We start from the raw sequence: 13,430 nt of genomic DNA, 5'->3' as shown, positions 1-13,430 counted from the left end.
GCCACGGCAAGAGGTTTTCTCGCAAGATATTTCGTCTCTCGCCCACGCCGCACCGTCCAGAAAGGACACCACCGTGCCTGAGTTTCCCAGCACCACCTACGGCTTCACCGCTCGGCCCGGCGCCGTCGCGTACCTCACGTCCTTCCCCGACGTCGCGCTGCGCCACGCGGCCGACGTGCTCGTGCGCTGCCTCGAAAACCCGCCGACGGTCGACGAGGCGGCGTACCCGGGCGGGCAGGCCGAGACGGACGCGGGACGACGTCAGCAGCTGGCCAACATCGTCGCCGAGCGCCACACCCGCGCGCGCCGCGAGAACGTCGCCCGCTCGATGACCAGCGAAGACCTGCAGGGCATGCTGTCGGACTTCCTGGAGGTCGCCGCGGTGTGCGGCATCGCGCAGGAGCAGGCCGAGGCGAACCGCAAGATCGTGATCGACGAGCTGCGCCGTCGCGGCGTCTCCGTCGAGGGCGAGTGATCGCGGTGCTGCAGCACATCGTCGACATCATCGCCACGACGTGGACGTGGCTCTGGGACACCGGCTGGTGGTGCCTGGTCGTCCCGGCCGCCTGCGCCTTGGCCTTGGCCGTGTTCCTGACCGGGCGGCGCCAGTGAGCGCCCAGGACGAACCGGTGACCGCCCTGGACGAGGTCGACCAGCTACTGTCCGCGATGCTCGCGGCCTGGCGGCGGGACATCGACTCGCAGCCGGTCCGCGACTTCGAGCGCCAGCTGCTCCGCGGCGAGCACTCCGCCGGCCACGAGCTATCCAACCGCTGAGCCGAAACGTTCTGCGCCGGGAGGCGCGGGCGTCCCCGGGATCGAGACCGGGCTGACGAGGGCTCCCCGTCACGCGTCATCTTCGGCGTTCGCCGATGCTCCACAATGGACGTGATATCCGCGCGGAGCCACGCCGTCAGCACATCCGCCGGGCCATTCCCCCGGGGCAGTCAGAGGAGAACGTTTTGGGTACCACGCAGGAGAACGCGGAAACCGTCCGCGGTCTTACGGCACGCGTCGGTGAGGCGGTCGCCGGCGTCACGCAGGCCATCGACATCCTGACGGACGCTGTGAACACGGCCTGCAGCACGCTCGGGTCGACGGCCGGAGCGGACGCGCTGAACGCGAAGGTGCAGGGCGTGATCAACGTGCTGAGCGGTGCGCAGGTCGAGGTGATGTCGCTCAACGACGCGTTCGAGCAGGCGGCTGCTTCGGGCGGGTGAGCTGGTCCGTCGTTGGCGAAGGGCCCCGGCACTCCGCCGGGGCCCTTCGTGCGGAGCGCATCCGCGGGCCGCAGACTACGCCCGCGGGACCTCGGTCCAGTCGTCGACGACGATCACGCGGCGCTTGAAGATCCGGCCGCCGTGCCGCTGCTGGTCCTGGATCCACTGCGTCAGCGGATACACGCGCTCAACCTCGGGCGCGGGGTTGCGGACCAGCATGGCGCCGCTTGTGTACTGCTCGGCGTGTTCCGTGGCCGGCTCGGACGGCGGTGTCCACCCCGCGTTGATCAACGCGGCCACCATGCGGTCAGCATCGCCGCGTAGGCCGGGCGGCGGTGCGCCGATGTACGAGGTGAGCATCGCACGGTGCGCCAGCTCGATCGCGTCCGCGCGTTCGCGTTCGTACTGCTCGATCCGGGGGTCCTCGGCCATGGCGGTCATCCTGCCTGGCCGAGCAACGGGCCGCGGTACCGCTCGTACGAGGCCAGCGCGTCCGCGCGCAGGAACAGCCGCCGGACGCCGGTGCCCGAGGTGGCCGAGCGTTTCGAGCGCCAGCCGTCCGTCGAGGCCCATCGCTTCAGCGTGCCGAGCGTGACGCCGAGCTCGGCGGACAGGTGGGGGTAGTCGGCCCACGGGTCGCCGAGCTCGTGCCAGCGGGCCCGTGGCCACACGGTGTGGCAGCTGCGGCACCGGACCTCGACGTCGTCGGGGCGGACACGCAACGACGTGCCGCACAGCAGCGGCAGCTCGCCGCCGTCCGGGAGCGGCTCGATCGCGGTGACGACGGGGCATTTGCCGATCCGGATCGGGGGCGGGTTGAGGCGGCGCACCAGTTCCAGGCCGGTGATCAGCTCGTTCACTTCGGCTTCGAGGCGCAGCACGATCGGCAGGCTCATCAGCCAGTCCCAGTGGAACCGAATCGTGGCCAGCTCTCGCTCCATCGAGATTCGGCCGGCCGGGACGGTGGCGCGCAGCTGGGCCGGCGCGAGGTCGTGGGCGCGCTCCTCACGGATGAACCGGGCCCAGCCGGCAATCGTGGCAAGAGCGGCCGGGTGGTCGCCGACGTCGGCGAAGGACCGCGGGTCCGAGTGGACGAGCAGCGCGTCGACCGCGGGTGAGCGCGGGCCTGGCACGGTGTTGCTTCCGGCGCCGTCCGGGTGGCCGCCTGGGGTGAGTTCGTCGACGTCCTGCAGCCCGTCGTAGATGCGGCCGAGGTAGTCGACGGCGGCGCGGATCTGGCTGCTGCAGCGGTGGCAGACCAGCAGACCGGGGGCGGCGATGGCCTGCTCGTCGCCTCGGAGGTGGTCGAACACGCATGGTCGCGGGTTCATGGTGACTTCCCTTCTTGCACCTCGACGGGATCGACGTCCCAGCCGCCGAAGTTGCAGTTCCCGCATGGCACGAGGCCGTCGCCGGGCGAGCGCTCGCCGCGCCACAGCTCGGGGTACGCCGGCGACCAGTTCTCGTCGTTGACCCAGCGGCGGCCGCCGCACACGCAGTGGACGGTCGCTGCCAGGTGCTGCAGCGTGGCCGCGGCGTCGGCGATCGCGTCGAGCAGCTGGTCGTCGAGCCGGTCGAGCAGCGCAGTGGCCTTCGCGACGTCGCCGCGGGCGACCTCGGCGATCGCGGCCTGCGCGGTGGTGACCTTCGAGAGCGTGGAGAGCGCGTCGGTGAGGCCGGCGGCGATGTGGTCGACGGCGGCGCGGCCGGTGCCCGTCCGCCGCTTCGGCGTCACCGGGCGCCCCGGGGTAGCAGCCGGCCGACACCGAAGCCGTGCGACCCCGCCTGCTCGTACCGCAAAGCGCCCCGCAGGACGAGCCGCATGATCGCTGCGCGGTCGGGTTCGGTGATGGGGAACGGTCCTCGGTAGGTGGGGTTGAGGTCGTGGTCGCGGGTGCAGGTGAGTTGTCCGCGGCGGGCGGCGTCGAGCAGTTCGAAGTCGCGGTTGGCGGCGGTGCGTCGGGGTTTGGTGTCGGGCATGGGGTTCTCCAGGCGGATCGGTGGTCAGGTGAAGAGGCGGTGGAGGGCGCGAGCGAGCCAGCCGGTCTTCATGGGCGGCACGACGACCAGCGGTTCGGCTGGCGGGCGTTCTCGGCCGAGCAGTTCGGCGCTCGCTTCGGCGACGGACCTGAGGCCGGCGCGGCCGAGCTCGGCGCCGAACGCGTAGATGCCGGGTGTGGTGACGGTGAACGTGTTGCCGTCGCGGACGACCGGCTCGACCGGCGTGACGACGCACCGGCATGGGAGCGGCCGGACGTCGAGGGGGATCCCGCTCAGGTAGTCGCCGACGACGGGCGGCAGCGGAGGCAGGGCGGTCTGCGCGGCGAGGGTGTCGTCGATGAGCGAGAGCGTCTCGTCGAGCGATGGCCGCGGCTTCTCCGGCGTGCTCACTTCGCCTCCAGCGCGGTCGTGATGGCCTGGACAGTCCGGCACGGGTAGGCGACGTGCGTCTCGGTGTCGTCCGGGTCCCAGGTGCAGCCGACGCAGACCATCGGCTCGTCGGAGAAGAACTGGTGCGGCTTGTGCTCGTCGAGGGCGGCGCGCAGCGCGGCGAACGCCTTCGGTGCGACGGCCTCGCGCAGCTCCATCGCCACGATGGGCGGCAACGTCGAGAACACGCCGGGGGTCGATGCCGCGTAGGCGTCAAGTAGCTGGCGGACGTCGGTCATCGGTGCCTCCGGAGGAGTTCGCTATTGATCTTGATCCAGTCGGCCGGCCGCCACAGCCGCCCGTGGTCACCGAGCGCCTCCAGCCACAGCTCCTGATCCGGAGTCGGCCGGCCGCGGTCGGACTTGAGCTCGGCCAGCAGCACCCGGCCGTCGCGGGCGAGGATCAGGTCGGGCACGCCGACGTCGCCCTGCATCGGGGTGCGCCAGCCCTGGACGGTGCGGGCGGGGCGGAAGTGGGCGACGCGCCAGCCGTAGAGCCCGGCGGCCTGGACGATGCGCTGCTGCAGCTCGGCTTCCGTGATCCGGTGCTCACCCATGGGGCACCTCGTCGACGCCCTGCAGCACCCGGGAGACCTTCCGCAGCATCCCGGCCGGCACCTCCCCGTTGAGGGCCTGCGCGACCTGGTCGAGCACGCCGACGGCGTACCGGATCCGCGGCACCAGCTCGTAGCGGACGGCGAACTCACCGGAGCTCCAGACGTAGTCGGCCAGCTCGCCGAGCGCGTAGGGCTCGCTGCCGCACGCCTGAACGATCTGCGCGCGGTGCAGACCGCGTTGCTCGAGCAGCTCGCCGGCGGTGCTGGGTGAGTTCGCGGCGACGATCACGTGCGTGCCGTCGAGGTCCACATAGGACTTCCAGTCGTCAGCCACGGGGTACCTCCTCGGGGAGGTGCAGGGTGATGATCGGTTTCGTGAGGGGGCGGATGGTGACGTCGGGCGGCCCGGTGGTGGGGCCGCCGCCGTCGAGGATGCGGCCGAGGTGGTTGAGGATTTCGCGGCGGGTGCTTGCGGTGGCGATCTGCTCGCCGCCGAGGGCACGCAGCCGCCAGTACCGGTTGGTGCCGGGTTCGACCGAGTAGCCGTGGCCGCGGTAGGCGAAGTCACGGGGGCCAAGGCCGGTCCAGATCCGGGTCAGGCCAAGGGACTGCACGGTGTGCTCAGGCACTGGTGGTCCCCCGGTTGGCGCGGTACCACTCCATCGCGGCGGCCATGGCGGCCAGGTGGTTCGTGGGGTGGACGCGGTAGTTGCTGGTGATGGCGCGGCGGTAGTCGAGCGGGAGCCGGTACCAGTCGGCGCGGCAGGCGAACTGATCGGTGAAAACCTGGCGGCCGCAGCCGCCGGGGCAGGTGTGGGTGCGGTCAGCCACGGTCGACCCCAGGGGGCACGAGCGGCGCGCACGGGCAGTCGCTGACGTCCATCACGCCGGGGCGGCCGCCCACGAGGAAGAAGCACATGGAGTCGTCCTGCTTCGCCGTGGTGCACAGCTGGTCGCTGCAGCACTTGCAGTTCGGGCAGGCGGGTGACTCGGGGCGTACCCAGCGGTGGCCGTCGGGGTCTTCGGGGATCCAGTCGGGCGGGATGTCAGCCACGGTCGCCGTCCTCGTCCTGCGCGTCGATCGTGGCGTCGATCTGCGTCGCCAGGTCGTCGAGCGCGGCGATGGTGTCCTGCGCGACGTCGACGAGCTCGCCGAAACCTTCGTCGGCGGCCCTGCGCGCGATCGCCTCGACGTCGGTCAGCGCACGGCCGACGGCGCTCGAGGTGGCCTCGTTCGGCCAGAGTTCGGGCTCAGGCACCGCGGTCTCCGTCCTCGTCGCTGGCGCCGCCGTCGATGGCGTCGCCCGGGTCGTTCTCCAGGAGCTCACGCTCGTCCCAGCGCTGGTCGGCGGGTTCGGCCGGCCAGTCGGCGGCGGCGCGGGTTTCCTGCGCTTCGTCGGGCCCGGTTTCGCCCAGGTCCTCCGGCTGGTCAGCGGCTTGCGCCGGCGGTTCTTCGCCCGGTTCGTCGTCGGGGAGGGCGCAGCAGCCGGGCGGCAACTCGGCGCCGGGCTCCTGGTCCAGCACGCTGCCGACGCCGTCCTCCAGGCGGACGAGCTTGCCGACGGGCCACACGTCCACCCAGGGCGCGACGGGGCCCTCGGCGAGGTCGATGTCGCGTAGGACGTGGCCGCACCACATGCAGAGCTGGCGGCGGCGGCCGGCGATCTCGACGGGTGGCCCGGCGAAGTGGACGGCGAGCGGGGCCTCGAAGGCGGTGGCGTGGTCGTCCTTGCCGGAGCCGCCGCAGGCGGTGCACTCGGGGAGGGCGCCGTACTCGGCGACGACTTGGTCGACGTCCGCGCGGGAGCCGCCGATCCACTCGGCGATTTCGTCCCCCATTTGGCCTGTGTCGGTTCCGGGGTCCTGGGACACCGGGGTGGCCGTGTTCGTCGCGCTCGGCGCGACTGGGGCGCCCGTTTCGGGGGTCTGGTGATCACCGGACGGCCGGGGGTATGGCGTCGGGCGGGAAGTCCGGCGGACAGCGCCGGCCACGTCGTCAGCCACGGTCCACCTCCATCGTGGTGACGGTCAGGCCCTCGTAGTCGTCGCGGTTCTCGTCGGCCCACTTCTGCGCAGCCGCTTGGGTACCGGCGTGGATCGGGCCGTCCGAGTCGGCGACGACCCAGAGCACGTCCTCGTCGAGCGCGTGCTTCGGCTGCTGCTCGTCGCGCTCCCGGAGAACCTCCATAACGGCCTCGGTGCCGCGCTCGAAGGTCGGGTCCTCGAACTCGATTCCGGCGTAGGCGTCGCCGAGGGCGAGCGCAATGGCCTCGCTGAGCGAGCCGACGCCGGACGCGTGGAGTTCGTCGTCATGCGGCCGAGCCTCGGCCGCCGCTCGCTCCTCCCGCTCAGCCGCGACATCGAACAGCGCACGCCGACGAGCCGTCGCGGCCATCGCGTCCAGCGCCTGGCTGGCGTGTGCCAGGGCGACGAAGCCGTGCCCGATCGTCGCTGCGGCGCGGGCGAACTCGGCGTCGGACAGGTGGTCCTCGCACGAGTCGAGCATCTCGGCGGCACGGTTGAGCCAACCTCGACCAATGTGGAGGTCTTCGGTGTGTTTCTGCTGGTTCACGGGTTCTCCTGGGTTTCAGATGCTGATGGGTTGACGGGGTTGAGGCGGCTGTCGTGGTAGCCCTTGAGGTCGACTCGGCCGCCGCGTCCGGCTCGGGTGCAGCGCTGTCCGGGTTGGGATCCGCAGCCTTTGCAGGGGCGGGTGAGCGGGCTGGTCTGCTCTTCGAAGCGGAGGTCTTCGGCGGGGACGGGGCCGCGGCCAGGGAGGTCTTGCCAGAGGCCGGCGCGGAGGTTGGCCCGCGGTTTGCGACGCGTCATGGGTCGGCTCCGAGCGTGACGTCGAGGTCGTGCACGGCGTGGCGGAGGCTGGCGGCGATGACGCGAAGCGCTCGGCGGTCGATCGGGTCCCGCGGCAGCGCGATCTTGGCGTCGCCGGTGAGCAGCCACTGGACGCCGGCACCGACCGCGTTGGCGGCTCGGACGGCGAGTTCGGCGCTGGCCGCTTGGCGTCCGGCTTCGAGGTTGGCGACGCTGCTGCGGGTCAGGCCGATGAGTTCGCCGAGCTGGGTCTGGGTGAGGCCGGCGGTGCTGCGGGCGAGCTTGAGGCGTTTGCCGAAGGCCGTGGCGAAGTCGGTCACGTGGCACCTCCGGCGGGGAGTCCGCGGCGGCAGGCGGGGCAGCGGGGGGTGCCGTCGGGGCGTTCGGCGTTGCGGAGGCCGTGGGGGCAGCGGGTGGGGCGGAGTTCGATCGGGGTCGAACTGGTCGCGTGCGCGTGCTGTGGTTGCGCTGGGTCGGGAGTAGTGGTGGTGGCTTTTGTGGTTGGTGTAGTTGGTTGGTGTGGTTCACCCATGGGTGAGGGGAGTTCTTGGTTGATTTGAGGGGAGTTCTTTTTCGTGACGGTGTTATTTGAGGGGAGTTCTTGTGCGGCGCCGTCGGAACTGGCCTCAGCTTGGGTGAGGGGAGTTTCGGAGTTGTCCACAGGGGACGGTGCGGGAACTCCCCTCATGCTTGGGTGATGGAAGTTCTTCGGGGAACTGCCCTCGCTCTGGTTGAGGGGAGTTACGAGGGTCATCGGGCCGCGCGAGGTCGTGCTCGGCGGCCGCACGTCGAACCGGTCGAGCAGATCGGCGGGGAGCGTCAGCCGGTAGACGGAGGCCCGCCGGCCGGGTCCGCGGCCGCCGCCGCGGGCGACGAGCTGAAGGAAGCCGAGCTGCTGCAGCTGCGCCACGCGGCGTTGCGCGGTCGCCGGGCTCTTGCGCAGCGCGTCGGCGAACTCGCGCTCGCCGGGCCGCACGCGGGTGCCGTCCGGGTCGGCGTACGTCGCCAGGAGCAGGGCGGCGCGCTGCAGCTCGTCGGAGAGCTGCTTCGGATCGGCGAGGCGGCGCATGACGTTCTCCCACTCGTAGCGGCCGACGGGCCGCGGGGTGTCTGGGTCGGCTTCGGCAGTGGTCATGCGATCCGGCAGCCGGACTCGTACCAGGCCCGCATTTGCTCGCGGGTTGGCAGCGGCGGGGCGGGCGCGGTGGGCTGGAGCACGGACCGGTTTCGCTTCCGGTTGTCGCACTCGTTGCAGTCGTAACGCCAGTACCGGCGCCCGTTGGAACGCCTGGTGCAGTAGAAGCCGCCGAGGAGCGGCTTAGTTTCACCGCACGTGCGGCAGGTTCTGGTGTCTGCCACTGGAGATCACCTCCCGGTTTGGTCGTAGGGGGTGCGGGGCCCGGCCGCGCCTCCGGGCCCCGCGGGTGCTGGCCGTGCGGCGGGGAAGGGGCCGAACGGCCAGCGGGTCAAGCTGCGGGGAAGTGCTCCTGCAGGAGCGCCTTCAGGTCGGGGTTCTGGCCGAGCCGACCGCCGCGGCCGTGCGCGACGAACGTCCACGGCGTCAGGCCGTTGGAGTCCTTCGGCGCGCTGTAGTTGAGGTGACGGCTGACCCTGATTTCGCGGGCCCCTGCCTTGATCTCTTCGAGCTGCAGCTCGCTGATCGCTTCGTCGTCCGGCCGGAGGTCGCCGTACTCGAAGCCCTCGCGGGCCCGCTCGTACGCGTCGTGCGCGCTGTCGGCGTCGATCTGGAAGGTCAGGACGCGCTCGTAGCTGAGGGTGACCTCGTACTTCTCGGTCATGGAGTTCCTTTCGGGCTGTAGTCCTGGCAGGCGGGCCACCACTTCCGGCAGTCGGTGCCGGGTCCGGCGGTGGCGCGGCGGAGGTCGCCGCCGAAGTTGCACTTCGGGTAGTGCCGGCGGTCTCTCGGATCGGCAGCACGCGGTGCTTGCAGGTGCTGCACCGCGGGCCGGGCGCCTTGCGGTCGTCGCCGCGCGGGGCGTCGGGGTGCAGGTCAGGAAGATCCGGAGCGCGACGCCGAGCGGGTGAAAGCCGCGCTGGATCTCCTGCGCTTGCCGGACGGTGCGCCGGGCGTCCCGGCCGAGCGGCTTCTCCGGTGCGCCGGGCACGTCGAACAGCGCGATCGGGCCGACGGGCGTCCCGCGCCGCGCGGGAGCGGAACGCCCGAACTGCTTGCGGTAGCACACGCGCCCGTAGCCGAGCGCTTGGCTCTTCGGGTCCGTTAGCTTCTTCCCGCACTGCGGGCGCTGGCACCGGTTGGTCACGATGCCTCCGGCAGGTCGAACAGCGCCAGCGGCAGCGCGGACCGGTCGGCGGTGACGGGGCCGTCGATCCGGAGCAGCTCGTCCCACGAGGCGATGAGGCCGCCTTCGCGGGGGAACCAGAACAGCCCGGCGGGTTCGCTGCGTGACCACACGACGCCGCTCACGCCGCGGACCTGCCGGACGTCGTCGTTGCGCGGCTGCCGGTCGCCTTCCACCCACTGCCGCGCCGCAGACATCAGCCACCTGCCGCGATCCGGCGCGCCCGCTCGACCATGCCGGCGAACTCGTCCTTGGAGCGGCTGCCGACCTGGCGGAACAGGTACTCGACCTCGGCGGCCGACAGCTGGCTCAGCGCGGTGATCGGCTGGTCCAGCATCATCGACACGACGGCGAGGCCGTCCTCGCGGCTGAGGCCGTGGCCGTCCTTGAGGAGGGCGCCGAACTCGTTCAGCCGGTCGCGTTTGGGCTTCGGGCCGTCGCTGGACGGCAGCTGCTCGCCGCCGTCGTCGTCCGCCTGGTCCTCGTGGGTCGTCGGCTTGGCGCCGGGGCCCGGAAGCTCCTCGACCGTGACGCCGGTCTGCTCGGTCACCTCGTAGCCGCCCTGGCTCGTCGGCTCGTTGGGCTGTTCGGGCGGCACGGTCCCAGCGTCGCCGTCGCGCGGCGGAGACACCGATTCCCCGGTCGGGTGCTCCTGTCCGGAGGACGGGGCCGAGGGTGTCGGCTTCGGCTCGGCGGCCTTCTCCTGCTCGCCGCCGACGATGTCCTTCGTCTTGATCGCCGAGTCATCCGGCGGGAACTCCAGCTCCCGCGTCGTCTCACCGTTCCGCAGCGACGTCAGCGTGATCTCCAGCTGCGCCAGATCGACGTGCGTCCACTTCGGATTCGGGCGGCCGACCTTCTTCTCCAAGTCGTCGAGCGTGATGCTGTCCTGCGCGTAGTGCGCCGTGAGATTCGCGACGCGCTGAGCCAGCGGGACACCGCCGCCGTCCTCCAGCGTCTTCATGCAGATCTTCTTGGCCTCCTCGACGAACCACGGCGGCAAGATCGAGAAGATGCACTCGCGGACCCGACGGGCACCCGCGTTGGCGTTGTTTTCGTAGATGTCCCGCATGTCGGTGAGCTTCTGCGGGCCACCGTTCTCGACGGCCCGATCACGCATGTGCGGCACGACGAACGTCGTCACCACCCGGGAGTTCGTCTGGACGTCCCAGGCGTACGCCTGCATCTCCGACTGGCCGTGCACGTCGTCGCGGCGCAGCTCGGACACGCCGTACTGGATGTTCCCCCAGCAGCGCGCCAGCTCCCGGGCGAGGTACACGGACGCGCCCTGCACGCTCGAACCGCCACGCGGGAACTTGAAGAACGCGCGCTTGGCCAACTCCCGCTGCCGCGCCGACTCGCGCATCGACGCGATGGCGCCCTGGACGTCGCGCGGGCACTGCTGCGCGACGACGATCGCGCCCTGCACCTCGGCGATCGCGCGGGACTGCTCGACCGCGGTGGCCTGGCCGAGCCGGTCCGGCGCGGCGGCCGCGGCGGCGAGGGTCATCTCCCGCCCGTTGCTGGTGGTCATGCTGCTGCCTTCCCCTTGATGTCGTAGCGCCCGAGGTCGAGCTCTTCCTGGAACTGCCGCTCGGCCCACGGCGGCGGCGTCGTCATCACGACGTCTTCGGCGTAGCCGGGCCAGTGCCCGGTGCGGGAGCACAGCGCGTAGAGCTCCAGCGCGGCACGGTTCTTCACGTCCGCCATGTCCAAAAAGGACCGCGAGATCTGCGACACCGTCACCACGTACGGCGGTGTCTTCTCCTGAACGATCAGCAGCGGCACCGGCGCGGCCTTCGCCAGACCGAGCTCCATCACCCCGGCCATGTACCAGTCCATCTGCTGGTGGTAACCGCGGTCCTGGACCACGCGGTCGATCGTCCGCGGCTCCGCGGACACGGCGGTCTTGTAGTCGACGATCAGCACCCGCCCGTTCGCCGCGACGCTGAGGCAGTCGATCCGGGCCCGGCACATCACGCCGGTCAGCCGGTCCTGCCACACCAGCGTCAGCTCGAAGTGCAGCGCGCCGCCGAGCAGAGCCGACGCGGTGCGGTGCGCGCGGAGCACCGCGGCCATCTCCTCGACCTGGTCGTACTCGTGCGGCAGCAGCGGCACGGCGCCGGCCGCGTAGGCGGCGTCCCGCTGCGCGCGGGCGTCCTTGGTCTTGTAGTCCATCGCGTCGACGACTTCGAGCCGCGGGCCGACGCCGAGCACGAGGTGGTGGGCGGCGTGGCCGAGGTCGAACTCGCGCTTCGGCGGCCGCGGGTGCAGCCGCCCGTGGTGGAATTTCGCCGGGCAGTGCAGCACCTCGCGGGCGCCGGTGGAGGACAGCGAGCCGCCCTCGACCGGGTCCGCGTGGTAGACCTCGTCCGGCACGCCGGGGTAGATCCCCGGCTTGGTGATCTTCTCGGCCACCGCGGTCACGACGTGAGCCCCTGCGTGATCGGCTCGTACTTCGGCGGAGGCGGCGGCGCGTCGACAGCGAGCTGGTGAGCGAACGCCCACGCCTTCATCTGCAGCGGCCCGAGGTCCACGCGGACCTCGCACCGGTCCGGCGTGTTGTCGATCTCGACGACCGCGCCAGCTTCGGTGAGCGTCTTGACGTACAGCTGCAGGTCGGCACGCGCGTCGTCGCGGGCGTTGAGCGGCGAGTGGAAGTAGGTCAGCGGGAATACGACCAGCTCGTCGAACGCCGGGTCGTTCTCGATCAGGTCGGCCAGCTTGCGCAGCGCCTCGGCGCGGCGGACGTGCACGGGGCGCTCGTCGGCGGTGCTCATCGGCGCCACCGCCCCACCAGCGCGGCCGCCAGCGTCGCCACGACCACGCCACCGACGCCGGCCAGCTCGGCCAGCCGCAGCGGGCAGCCACCGCCGCCCATCGGCGTCGCGTTCGCGGACCGGCCGCGCGGCGTCGGGTTGTCGTCGTCCGGCCCCAGCTCCTCGCCGAGGATCCGGTCAGCGGGGTTCACCATGGTCACGCCACCTCGAATCGGGTCTGGAACTTGGACCAGCGGCCACGGCGGTCGAGGTGCTCGACCGGGACGTCACGGCCCTGGTGGGCCTCGCGGGTGAGCCGGTCGTAGAGCGACAGCGCGCGGCGGCCGGGGACGCCCCAGAAGCAGCAGTGGCAGCCCTCGACGACGTCCTGGATCACGTCGCCCGGCGGGCACGGCCCCGGGTCGAGCACCGGGTAGCCGCGCCACCGGACGTCGTGGCCCTCCAGCTGGCAGTGCAGGCAGGGCTGCCGCTCGCCCTCGTGGGCGGCCTCGTCGACGGCGGCGCGGTGCTGCTCCTGCACCGCGGCCGACGTCGCCAGCTCTCCGGCGGGGATACGCAGCCGGAACGCGGCGAGCCGGACCGCGGGGAAGCGCAGCGCGCGCCGCGTGACGTCGCTCGGCAGCTCGAACGTGAAGCGGGCGGTCATCGGATCACCCACAGCACGCCGGTGGTGCCCAGCACGATCCCCGCGGCGAGCGCGGGCACGCCGAGGACGAACCACGCCAGCCCGCGGGCGTGCGCGGTGACGAACCGGGCGATCCGGTACGCCACCCGCGTGACCAGCTCGTCGAGCACGGCCAGCACGGCGAGGCAGGCGACCATCAGCCAGCCCGGCGTCTTCTTCACGACCCGGTGCCGGCCGGTGCCCGAGACGCCGGTGAGCGTGCCCTCGGCGGGCTCGGTCTCGACCTGCTCGACGACCGGCTCCGGCTCGGCGGGAACGGCGGCGAACACCTCGGTCGGCTGCTGCTCGTCGACGAGCTGGTTCAGGCGCCGCATCCGCAGCGCGAGGGCCCGGCCGCGCTCGGTCAAGGCGTAGCCCTGCACCGACCACGAGGCGTACCCCGCGCTGACGAGCTGCTCGAGCACGTCCGGGTCGCGCTTCCAGTCGGTCGGCTTCTCGCCGAGCTCGTAGGCGAGCAGCCAGTCGAGCTGATCCCGCTGACGCCCCGCGTCGGCGAGGTACGGGTACCTCCCGGCCGGGGCGGTAGTCTCCGTGCTGGTCACGAGGGTCCTTTCCTGAGGCTCGTGGTCAAGCCCGCTCCGAAGCCCTGCACGGCCTCGGGGTGGGCGTC

At 71.8% G+C, this 13,430-nt stretch carries 28 protein-coding genes and 1 pseudogene; 4 read left to right on the top strand and 25 right to left on the bottom strand.

From position 1 onward, the window contains the following. The first annotated feature begins 73 nt into the window (after nucleotides 1–73). From OO60_RS39900 to OO60_RS39895, 4 genes are all read left to right on the top strand, one after another. On the top strand, nucleotides 74–475 hold the full coding sequence (locus OO60_RS39900) for a hypothetical protein (protein ID WP_003087103.1): 402 nt from the start codon (nucleotides 74–76) through the stop codon (nucleotides 473–475). Next, on the top strand, nucleotides 472–612 hold the full coding sequence (locus OO60_RS47010; protein WP_162146224.1) for a hypothetical protein: 141 nt from the start codon (nucleotides 472–474) through the stop codon (nucleotides 610–612). Before OO60_RS39900 ends, OO60_RS47010 begins: the two co-directional genes overlap by 4 nt. Next, nucleotides 546–776: an anti-sigma-D factor RsdA gene (locus tag OO60_RS47005; RefSeq protein ID WP_338059666.1), complete on the top strand. Its 231-nt coding sequence runs from the start codon at nucleotides 546–548 to the stop codon at nucleotides 774–776. The genes OO60_RS47010 and OO60_RS47005 overlap by 67 nt, the downstream gene beginning before the upstream one ends. A 185-nt stretch (nucleotides 777–961) precedes the next feature. Then, nucleotides 962–1,219 (top strand): hypothetical protein, encoded by a 258-nt coding sequence (locus tag OO60_RS39895; RefSeq protein ID WP_003087099.1) that lies wholly within the window; start codon nucleotides 962–964, stop codon nucleotides 1,217–1,219. 75 nt (nucleotides 1,220–1,294) lie between these two features. Here the strand turns inward: OO60_RS39895 and OO60_RS39890 are convergent, their stop codons facing one another. The 25 genes and pseudogenes from OO60_RS39890 to OO60_RS39775 all read right to left on the bottom strand — a co-directional run bounded on the left by OO60_RS39890 (nucleotide 1,295) and on the right by OO60_RS39775 (nucleotide 13,362). Continuing rightward, entirely contained in the window at nucleotides 1,295–1,651 is a 357-nt protein-coding gene (locus OO60_RS39890; protein ID WP_003087095.1) for a hypothetical protein, read from the bottom strand. A gap of 5 nt (nucleotides 1,652–1,656) precedes the next feature. After that, a complete protein-coding gene (locus OO60_RS39885; protein WP_155848911.1) occupies nucleotides 1,657–2,550 on the bottom strand; it encodes a hypothetical protein in 894 nt (297 codons plus the stop codon). Beyond that, nucleotides 2,547–2,954, bottom strand: coding sequence for a hypothetical protein (locus OO60_RS39880; RefSeq protein ID WP_003087089.1), 408 nt, complete (start codon nucleotides 2,952–2,954; stop codon nucleotides 2,547–2,549). The genes OO60_RS39885 and OO60_RS39880 overlap by 4 nt, the downstream gene beginning before the upstream one ends. Then, a complete protein-coding gene (locus OO60_RS39875; RefSeq protein ID WP_003087087.1) occupies nucleotides 2,951–3,199 on the bottom strand; it encodes a hypothetical protein in 249 nt (82 codons plus the stop codon). The genes OO60_RS39880 and OO60_RS39875 overlap by 4 nt, the downstream gene beginning before the upstream one ends. Nucleotides 3,200–3,223: 24 nt before the next feature. Beyond that, nucleotides 3,224–3,610: a hypothetical protein gene (locus OO60_RS39870; protein WP_003087084.1), complete on the bottom strand. Its 387-nt coding sequence runs from the start codon at nucleotides 3,608–3,610 to the stop codon at nucleotides 3,224–3,226. Further along, complete coding sequence (locus OO60_RS39865; protein WP_003087081.1) at nucleotides 3,607–3,888, bottom strand: hypothetical protein; 282 nt, start codon at nucleotides 3,886–3,888, stop codon at nucleotides 3,607–3,609. Before OO60_RS39865 ends, OO60_RS39870 begins: the two co-directional genes overlap by 4 nt. Next, on the bottom strand, nucleotides 3,885–4,205 hold the full coding sequence (locus tag OO60_RS45250) for a VRR-NUC domain-containing protein (RefSeq protein ID WP_003087078.1): 321 nt from the start codon (nucleotides 4,203–4,205) through the stop codon (nucleotides 3,885–3,887). The genes OO60_RS39865 and OO60_RS45250 overlap by 4 nt, the downstream gene beginning before the upstream one ends. After that, the gene (locus OO60_RS39855) at nucleotides 4,198–4,539 is read right to left on the bottom strand and encodes a hypothetical protein (protein WP_003087075.1); all 342 of its coding nucleotides are present in this window, start codon (nucleotides 4,537–4,539) and stop codon (nucleotides 4,198–4,200) included. Before OO60_RS39855 ends, OO60_RS45250 begins: the two co-directional genes overlap by 8 nt. Then, nucleotides 4,532–4,834, bottom strand: a complete 303-nt coding sequence (locus tag OO60_RS39850) for a hypothetical protein (RefSeq protein WP_003087073.1) — start codon at nucleotides 4,832–4,834, stop codon at nucleotides 4,532–4,534. The genes OO60_RS39855 and OO60_RS39850 overlap by 8 nt, the downstream gene beginning before the upstream one ends. After that, nucleotides 4,827–5,036: a hypothetical protein gene (locus tag OO60_RS39845; RefSeq protein WP_003087070.1), complete on the bottom strand. Its 210-nt coding sequence runs from the start codon at nucleotides 5,034–5,036 to the stop codon at nucleotides 4,827–4,829. Before OO60_RS39845 ends, OO60_RS39850 begins: the two co-directional genes overlap by 8 nt. Then, nucleotides 5,029–5,259, bottom strand: coding sequence for a hypothetical protein (locus tag OO60_RS39840; protein ID WP_003087068.1), 231 nt, complete (start codon nucleotides 5,257–5,259; stop codon nucleotides 5,029–5,031). The genes OO60_RS39845 and OO60_RS39840 overlap by 8 nt, the downstream gene beginning before the upstream one ends. After that, nucleotides 5,252–5,464 (bottom strand): hypothetical protein, encoded by a 213-nt coding sequence (locus OO60_RS39835; RefSeq protein WP_003087061.1) that lies wholly within the window; start codon nucleotides 5,462–5,464, stop codon nucleotides 5,252–5,254. The genes OO60_RS39840 and OO60_RS39835 overlap by 8 nt, the downstream gene beginning before the upstream one ends. Further along, nucleotides 5,457–6,044, bottom strand: coding sequence for a hypothetical protein (locus OO60_RS39830; protein WP_003087059.1), 588 nt, complete (start codon nucleotides 6,042–6,044; stop codon nucleotides 5,457–5,459). The genes OO60_RS39835 and OO60_RS39830 overlap by 8 nt, the downstream gene beginning before the upstream one ends. A gap of 157 nt (nucleotides 6,045–6,201) precedes the next feature. Further along, a complete protein-coding gene (locus OO60_RS39825; protein ID WP_033263322.1) occupies nucleotides 6,202–6,777 on the bottom strand; it encodes a hypothetical protein in 576 nt (191 codons plus the stop codon). Nucleotides 6,778–7,030: 253 nt separating this feature from the next. After that, entirely contained in the window at nucleotides 7,031–7,354 is a 324-nt protein-coding gene (locus OO60_RS39820; protein WP_003087056.1) for a helix-turn-helix domain-containing protein, read from the bottom strand. Further along, nucleotides 7,351–8,169 (bottom strand): hypothetical protein, encoded by an 819-nt coding sequence (locus tag OO60_RS46790; RefSeq protein ID WP_155848910.1) that lies wholly within the window; start codon nucleotides 8,167–8,169, stop codon nucleotides 7,351–7,353. The genes OO60_RS39820 and OO60_RS46790 overlap by 4 nt, the downstream gene beginning before the upstream one ends. 331 nt (nucleotides 8,170–8,500) lie before the next feature. Beyond that, nucleotides 8,501–8,833 (bottom strand): hypothetical protein, encoded by a 333-nt coding sequence (locus OO60_RS39810; RefSeq protein WP_003087052.1) that lies wholly within the window; start codon nucleotides 8,831–8,833, stop codon nucleotides 8,501–8,503. A 402-nt stretch (nucleotides 8,834–9,235) separates the two neighbouring features. Further along, nucleotides 9,236–9,316, bottom strand: a pseudogene (locus tag OO60_RS48495) (DUF6011 domain-containing protein); the annotation flags it as partial. After that, nucleotides 9,313–9,552 (bottom strand): hypothetical protein, encoded by a 240-nt coding sequence (locus OO60_RS39805; RefSeq protein ID WP_003087050.1) that lies wholly within the window; start codon nucleotides 9,550–9,552, stop codon nucleotides 9,313–9,315. The gene OO60_RS39805 and the pseudogene OO60_RS48495, both read right to left, overlap by 4 nt. Continuing rightward, nucleotides 9,552–10,889, bottom strand: a complete 1,338-nt coding sequence (locus OO60_RS47595) for a hypothetical protein (protein ID WP_063749454.1) — start codon at nucleotides 10,887–10,889, stop codon at nucleotides 9,552–9,554. Before OO60_RS47595 ends, OO60_RS39805 begins: the two co-directional genes overlap by 1 nt. Next, entirely contained in the window at nucleotides 10,886–11,782 is an 897-nt protein-coding gene (locus OO60_RS39795) for a PD-(D/E)XK nuclease-like domain-containing protein (protein WP_033263320.1), read from the bottom strand. The genes OO60_RS47595 and OO60_RS39795 overlap by 4 nt, the downstream gene beginning before the upstream one ends. Then, complete coding sequence (locus tag OO60_RS47000) at nucleotides 11,779–12,135, bottom strand: hypothetical protein (protein WP_162186964.1); 357 nt, start codon at nucleotides 12,133–12,135, stop codon at nucleotides 11,779–11,781. The genes OO60_RS39795 and OO60_RS47000 overlap by 4 nt, the downstream gene beginning before the upstream one ends. Beyond that, nucleotides 12,132–12,329, bottom strand: coding sequence for a hypothetical protein (locus OO60_RS39785; RefSeq protein WP_033263318.1), 198 nt, complete (start codon nucleotides 12,327–12,329; stop codon nucleotides 12,132–12,134). Before OO60_RS39785 ends, OO60_RS47000 begins: the two co-directional genes overlap by 4 nt. A 2-nt stretch (nucleotides 12,330–12,331) precedes the next feature. Then, nucleotides 12,332–12,781 (bottom strand): hypothetical protein, encoded by a 450-nt coding sequence (locus OO60_RS39780; RefSeq protein ID WP_033263317.1) that lies wholly within the window; start codon nucleotides 12,779–12,781, stop codon nucleotides 12,332–12,334. Beyond that, a complete protein-coding gene (locus tag OO60_RS39775; protein ID WP_033263316.1) occupies nucleotides 12,778–13,362 on the bottom strand; it encodes a hypothetical protein in 585 nt (194 codons plus the stop codon). The genes OO60_RS39780 and OO60_RS39775 overlap by 4 nt, the downstream gene beginning before the upstream one ends. Nucleotides 13,363–13,430 lie beyond the last annotated feature (68 nt).

The sequence above is a fragment of the Amycolatopsis vancoresmycina genome (genome assembly GCF_000716785.1).
In the GTDB taxonomy this organism is placed as follows: domain Bacteria; phylum Actinomycetota; class Actinomycetes; order Mycobacteriales; family Pseudonocardiaceae; genus Amycolatopsis; species Amycolatopsis vancoresmycina.
The sequence above is the reverse complement of the archived record's forward strand: the minus strand, read 5'-3'. Positions and strand labels throughout refer to the sequence as shown.

Excerpts from the sequence above, each read along its gene's own strand:
- OO60_RS39830 (WP_003087059.1), bottom strand. The coding sequence starts at position 6,044 with ATGGGGGACGAAATCGCCGAGTGGATCGGCGGCTCCCGCGCGGACGTC.
- OO60_RS39885 (WP_155848911.1), bottom strand. The coding sequence starts at position 2,550 with ATGAACCCGCGACCATGCGTGTTCGACCACCTCCGAGGCGACGAGCAG.
- OO60_RS47595 (WP_063749454.1), bottom strand. The coding sequence starts at position 10,889 with ATGACCACCAGCAACGGGCGGGAGATGACCCTCGCCGCCGCGGCCGCC.
- OO60_RS45250 (WP_003087078.1), bottom strand. The coding sequence starts at position 4,205 with ATGGGTGAGCACCGGATCACGGAAGCCGAGCTGCAGCAGCGCATCGTC.
- OO60_RS46790 (WP_155848910.1), bottom strand. The coding sequence starts at position 8,169 with ATGACCACTGCCGAAGCCGACCCAGACACCCCGCGGCCCGTCGGCCGC.
- OO60_RS39780 (WP_033263317.1), bottom strand. The coding sequence starts at position 12,781 with ATGACCGCCCGCTTCACGTTCGAGCTGCCGAGCGACGTCACGCGGCGC.
- OO60_RS47000 (WP_162186964.1), bottom strand. The coding sequence starts at position 12,135 with ATGAGCACCGCCGACGAGCGCCCCGTGCACGTCCGCCGCGCCGAGGCG.
- OO60_RS39890 (WP_003087095.1), bottom strand. The coding sequence starts at position 1,651 with ATGGCCGAGGACCCCCGGATCGAGCAGTACGAACGCGAACGCGCGGAC.
- OO60_RS39810 (WP_003087052.1), bottom strand. The coding sequence starts at position 8,833 with ATGACCGAGAAGTACGAGGTCACCCTCAGCTACGAGCGCGTCCTGACC.
- OO60_RS39875 (WP_003087087.1), bottom strand. The coding sequence starts at position 3,199 with ATGCCCGACACCAAACCCCGACGCACCGCCGCCAACCGCGACTTCGAA.
- OO60_RS39805 (WP_003087050.1), bottom strand. The coding sequence starts at position 9,552 with ATGTCTGCGGCGCGGCAGTGGGTGGAAGGCGACCGGCAGCCGCGCAAC.
- OO60_RS39785 (WP_033263318.1), bottom strand. The coding sequence starts at position 12,329 with ATGGTGAACCCCGCTGACCGGATCCTCGGCGAGGAGCTGGGGCCGGAC.
- OO60_RS39865 (WP_003087081.1), bottom strand. The coding sequence starts at position 3,888 with ATGACCGACGTCCGCCAGCTACTTGACGCCTACGCGGCATCGACCCCC.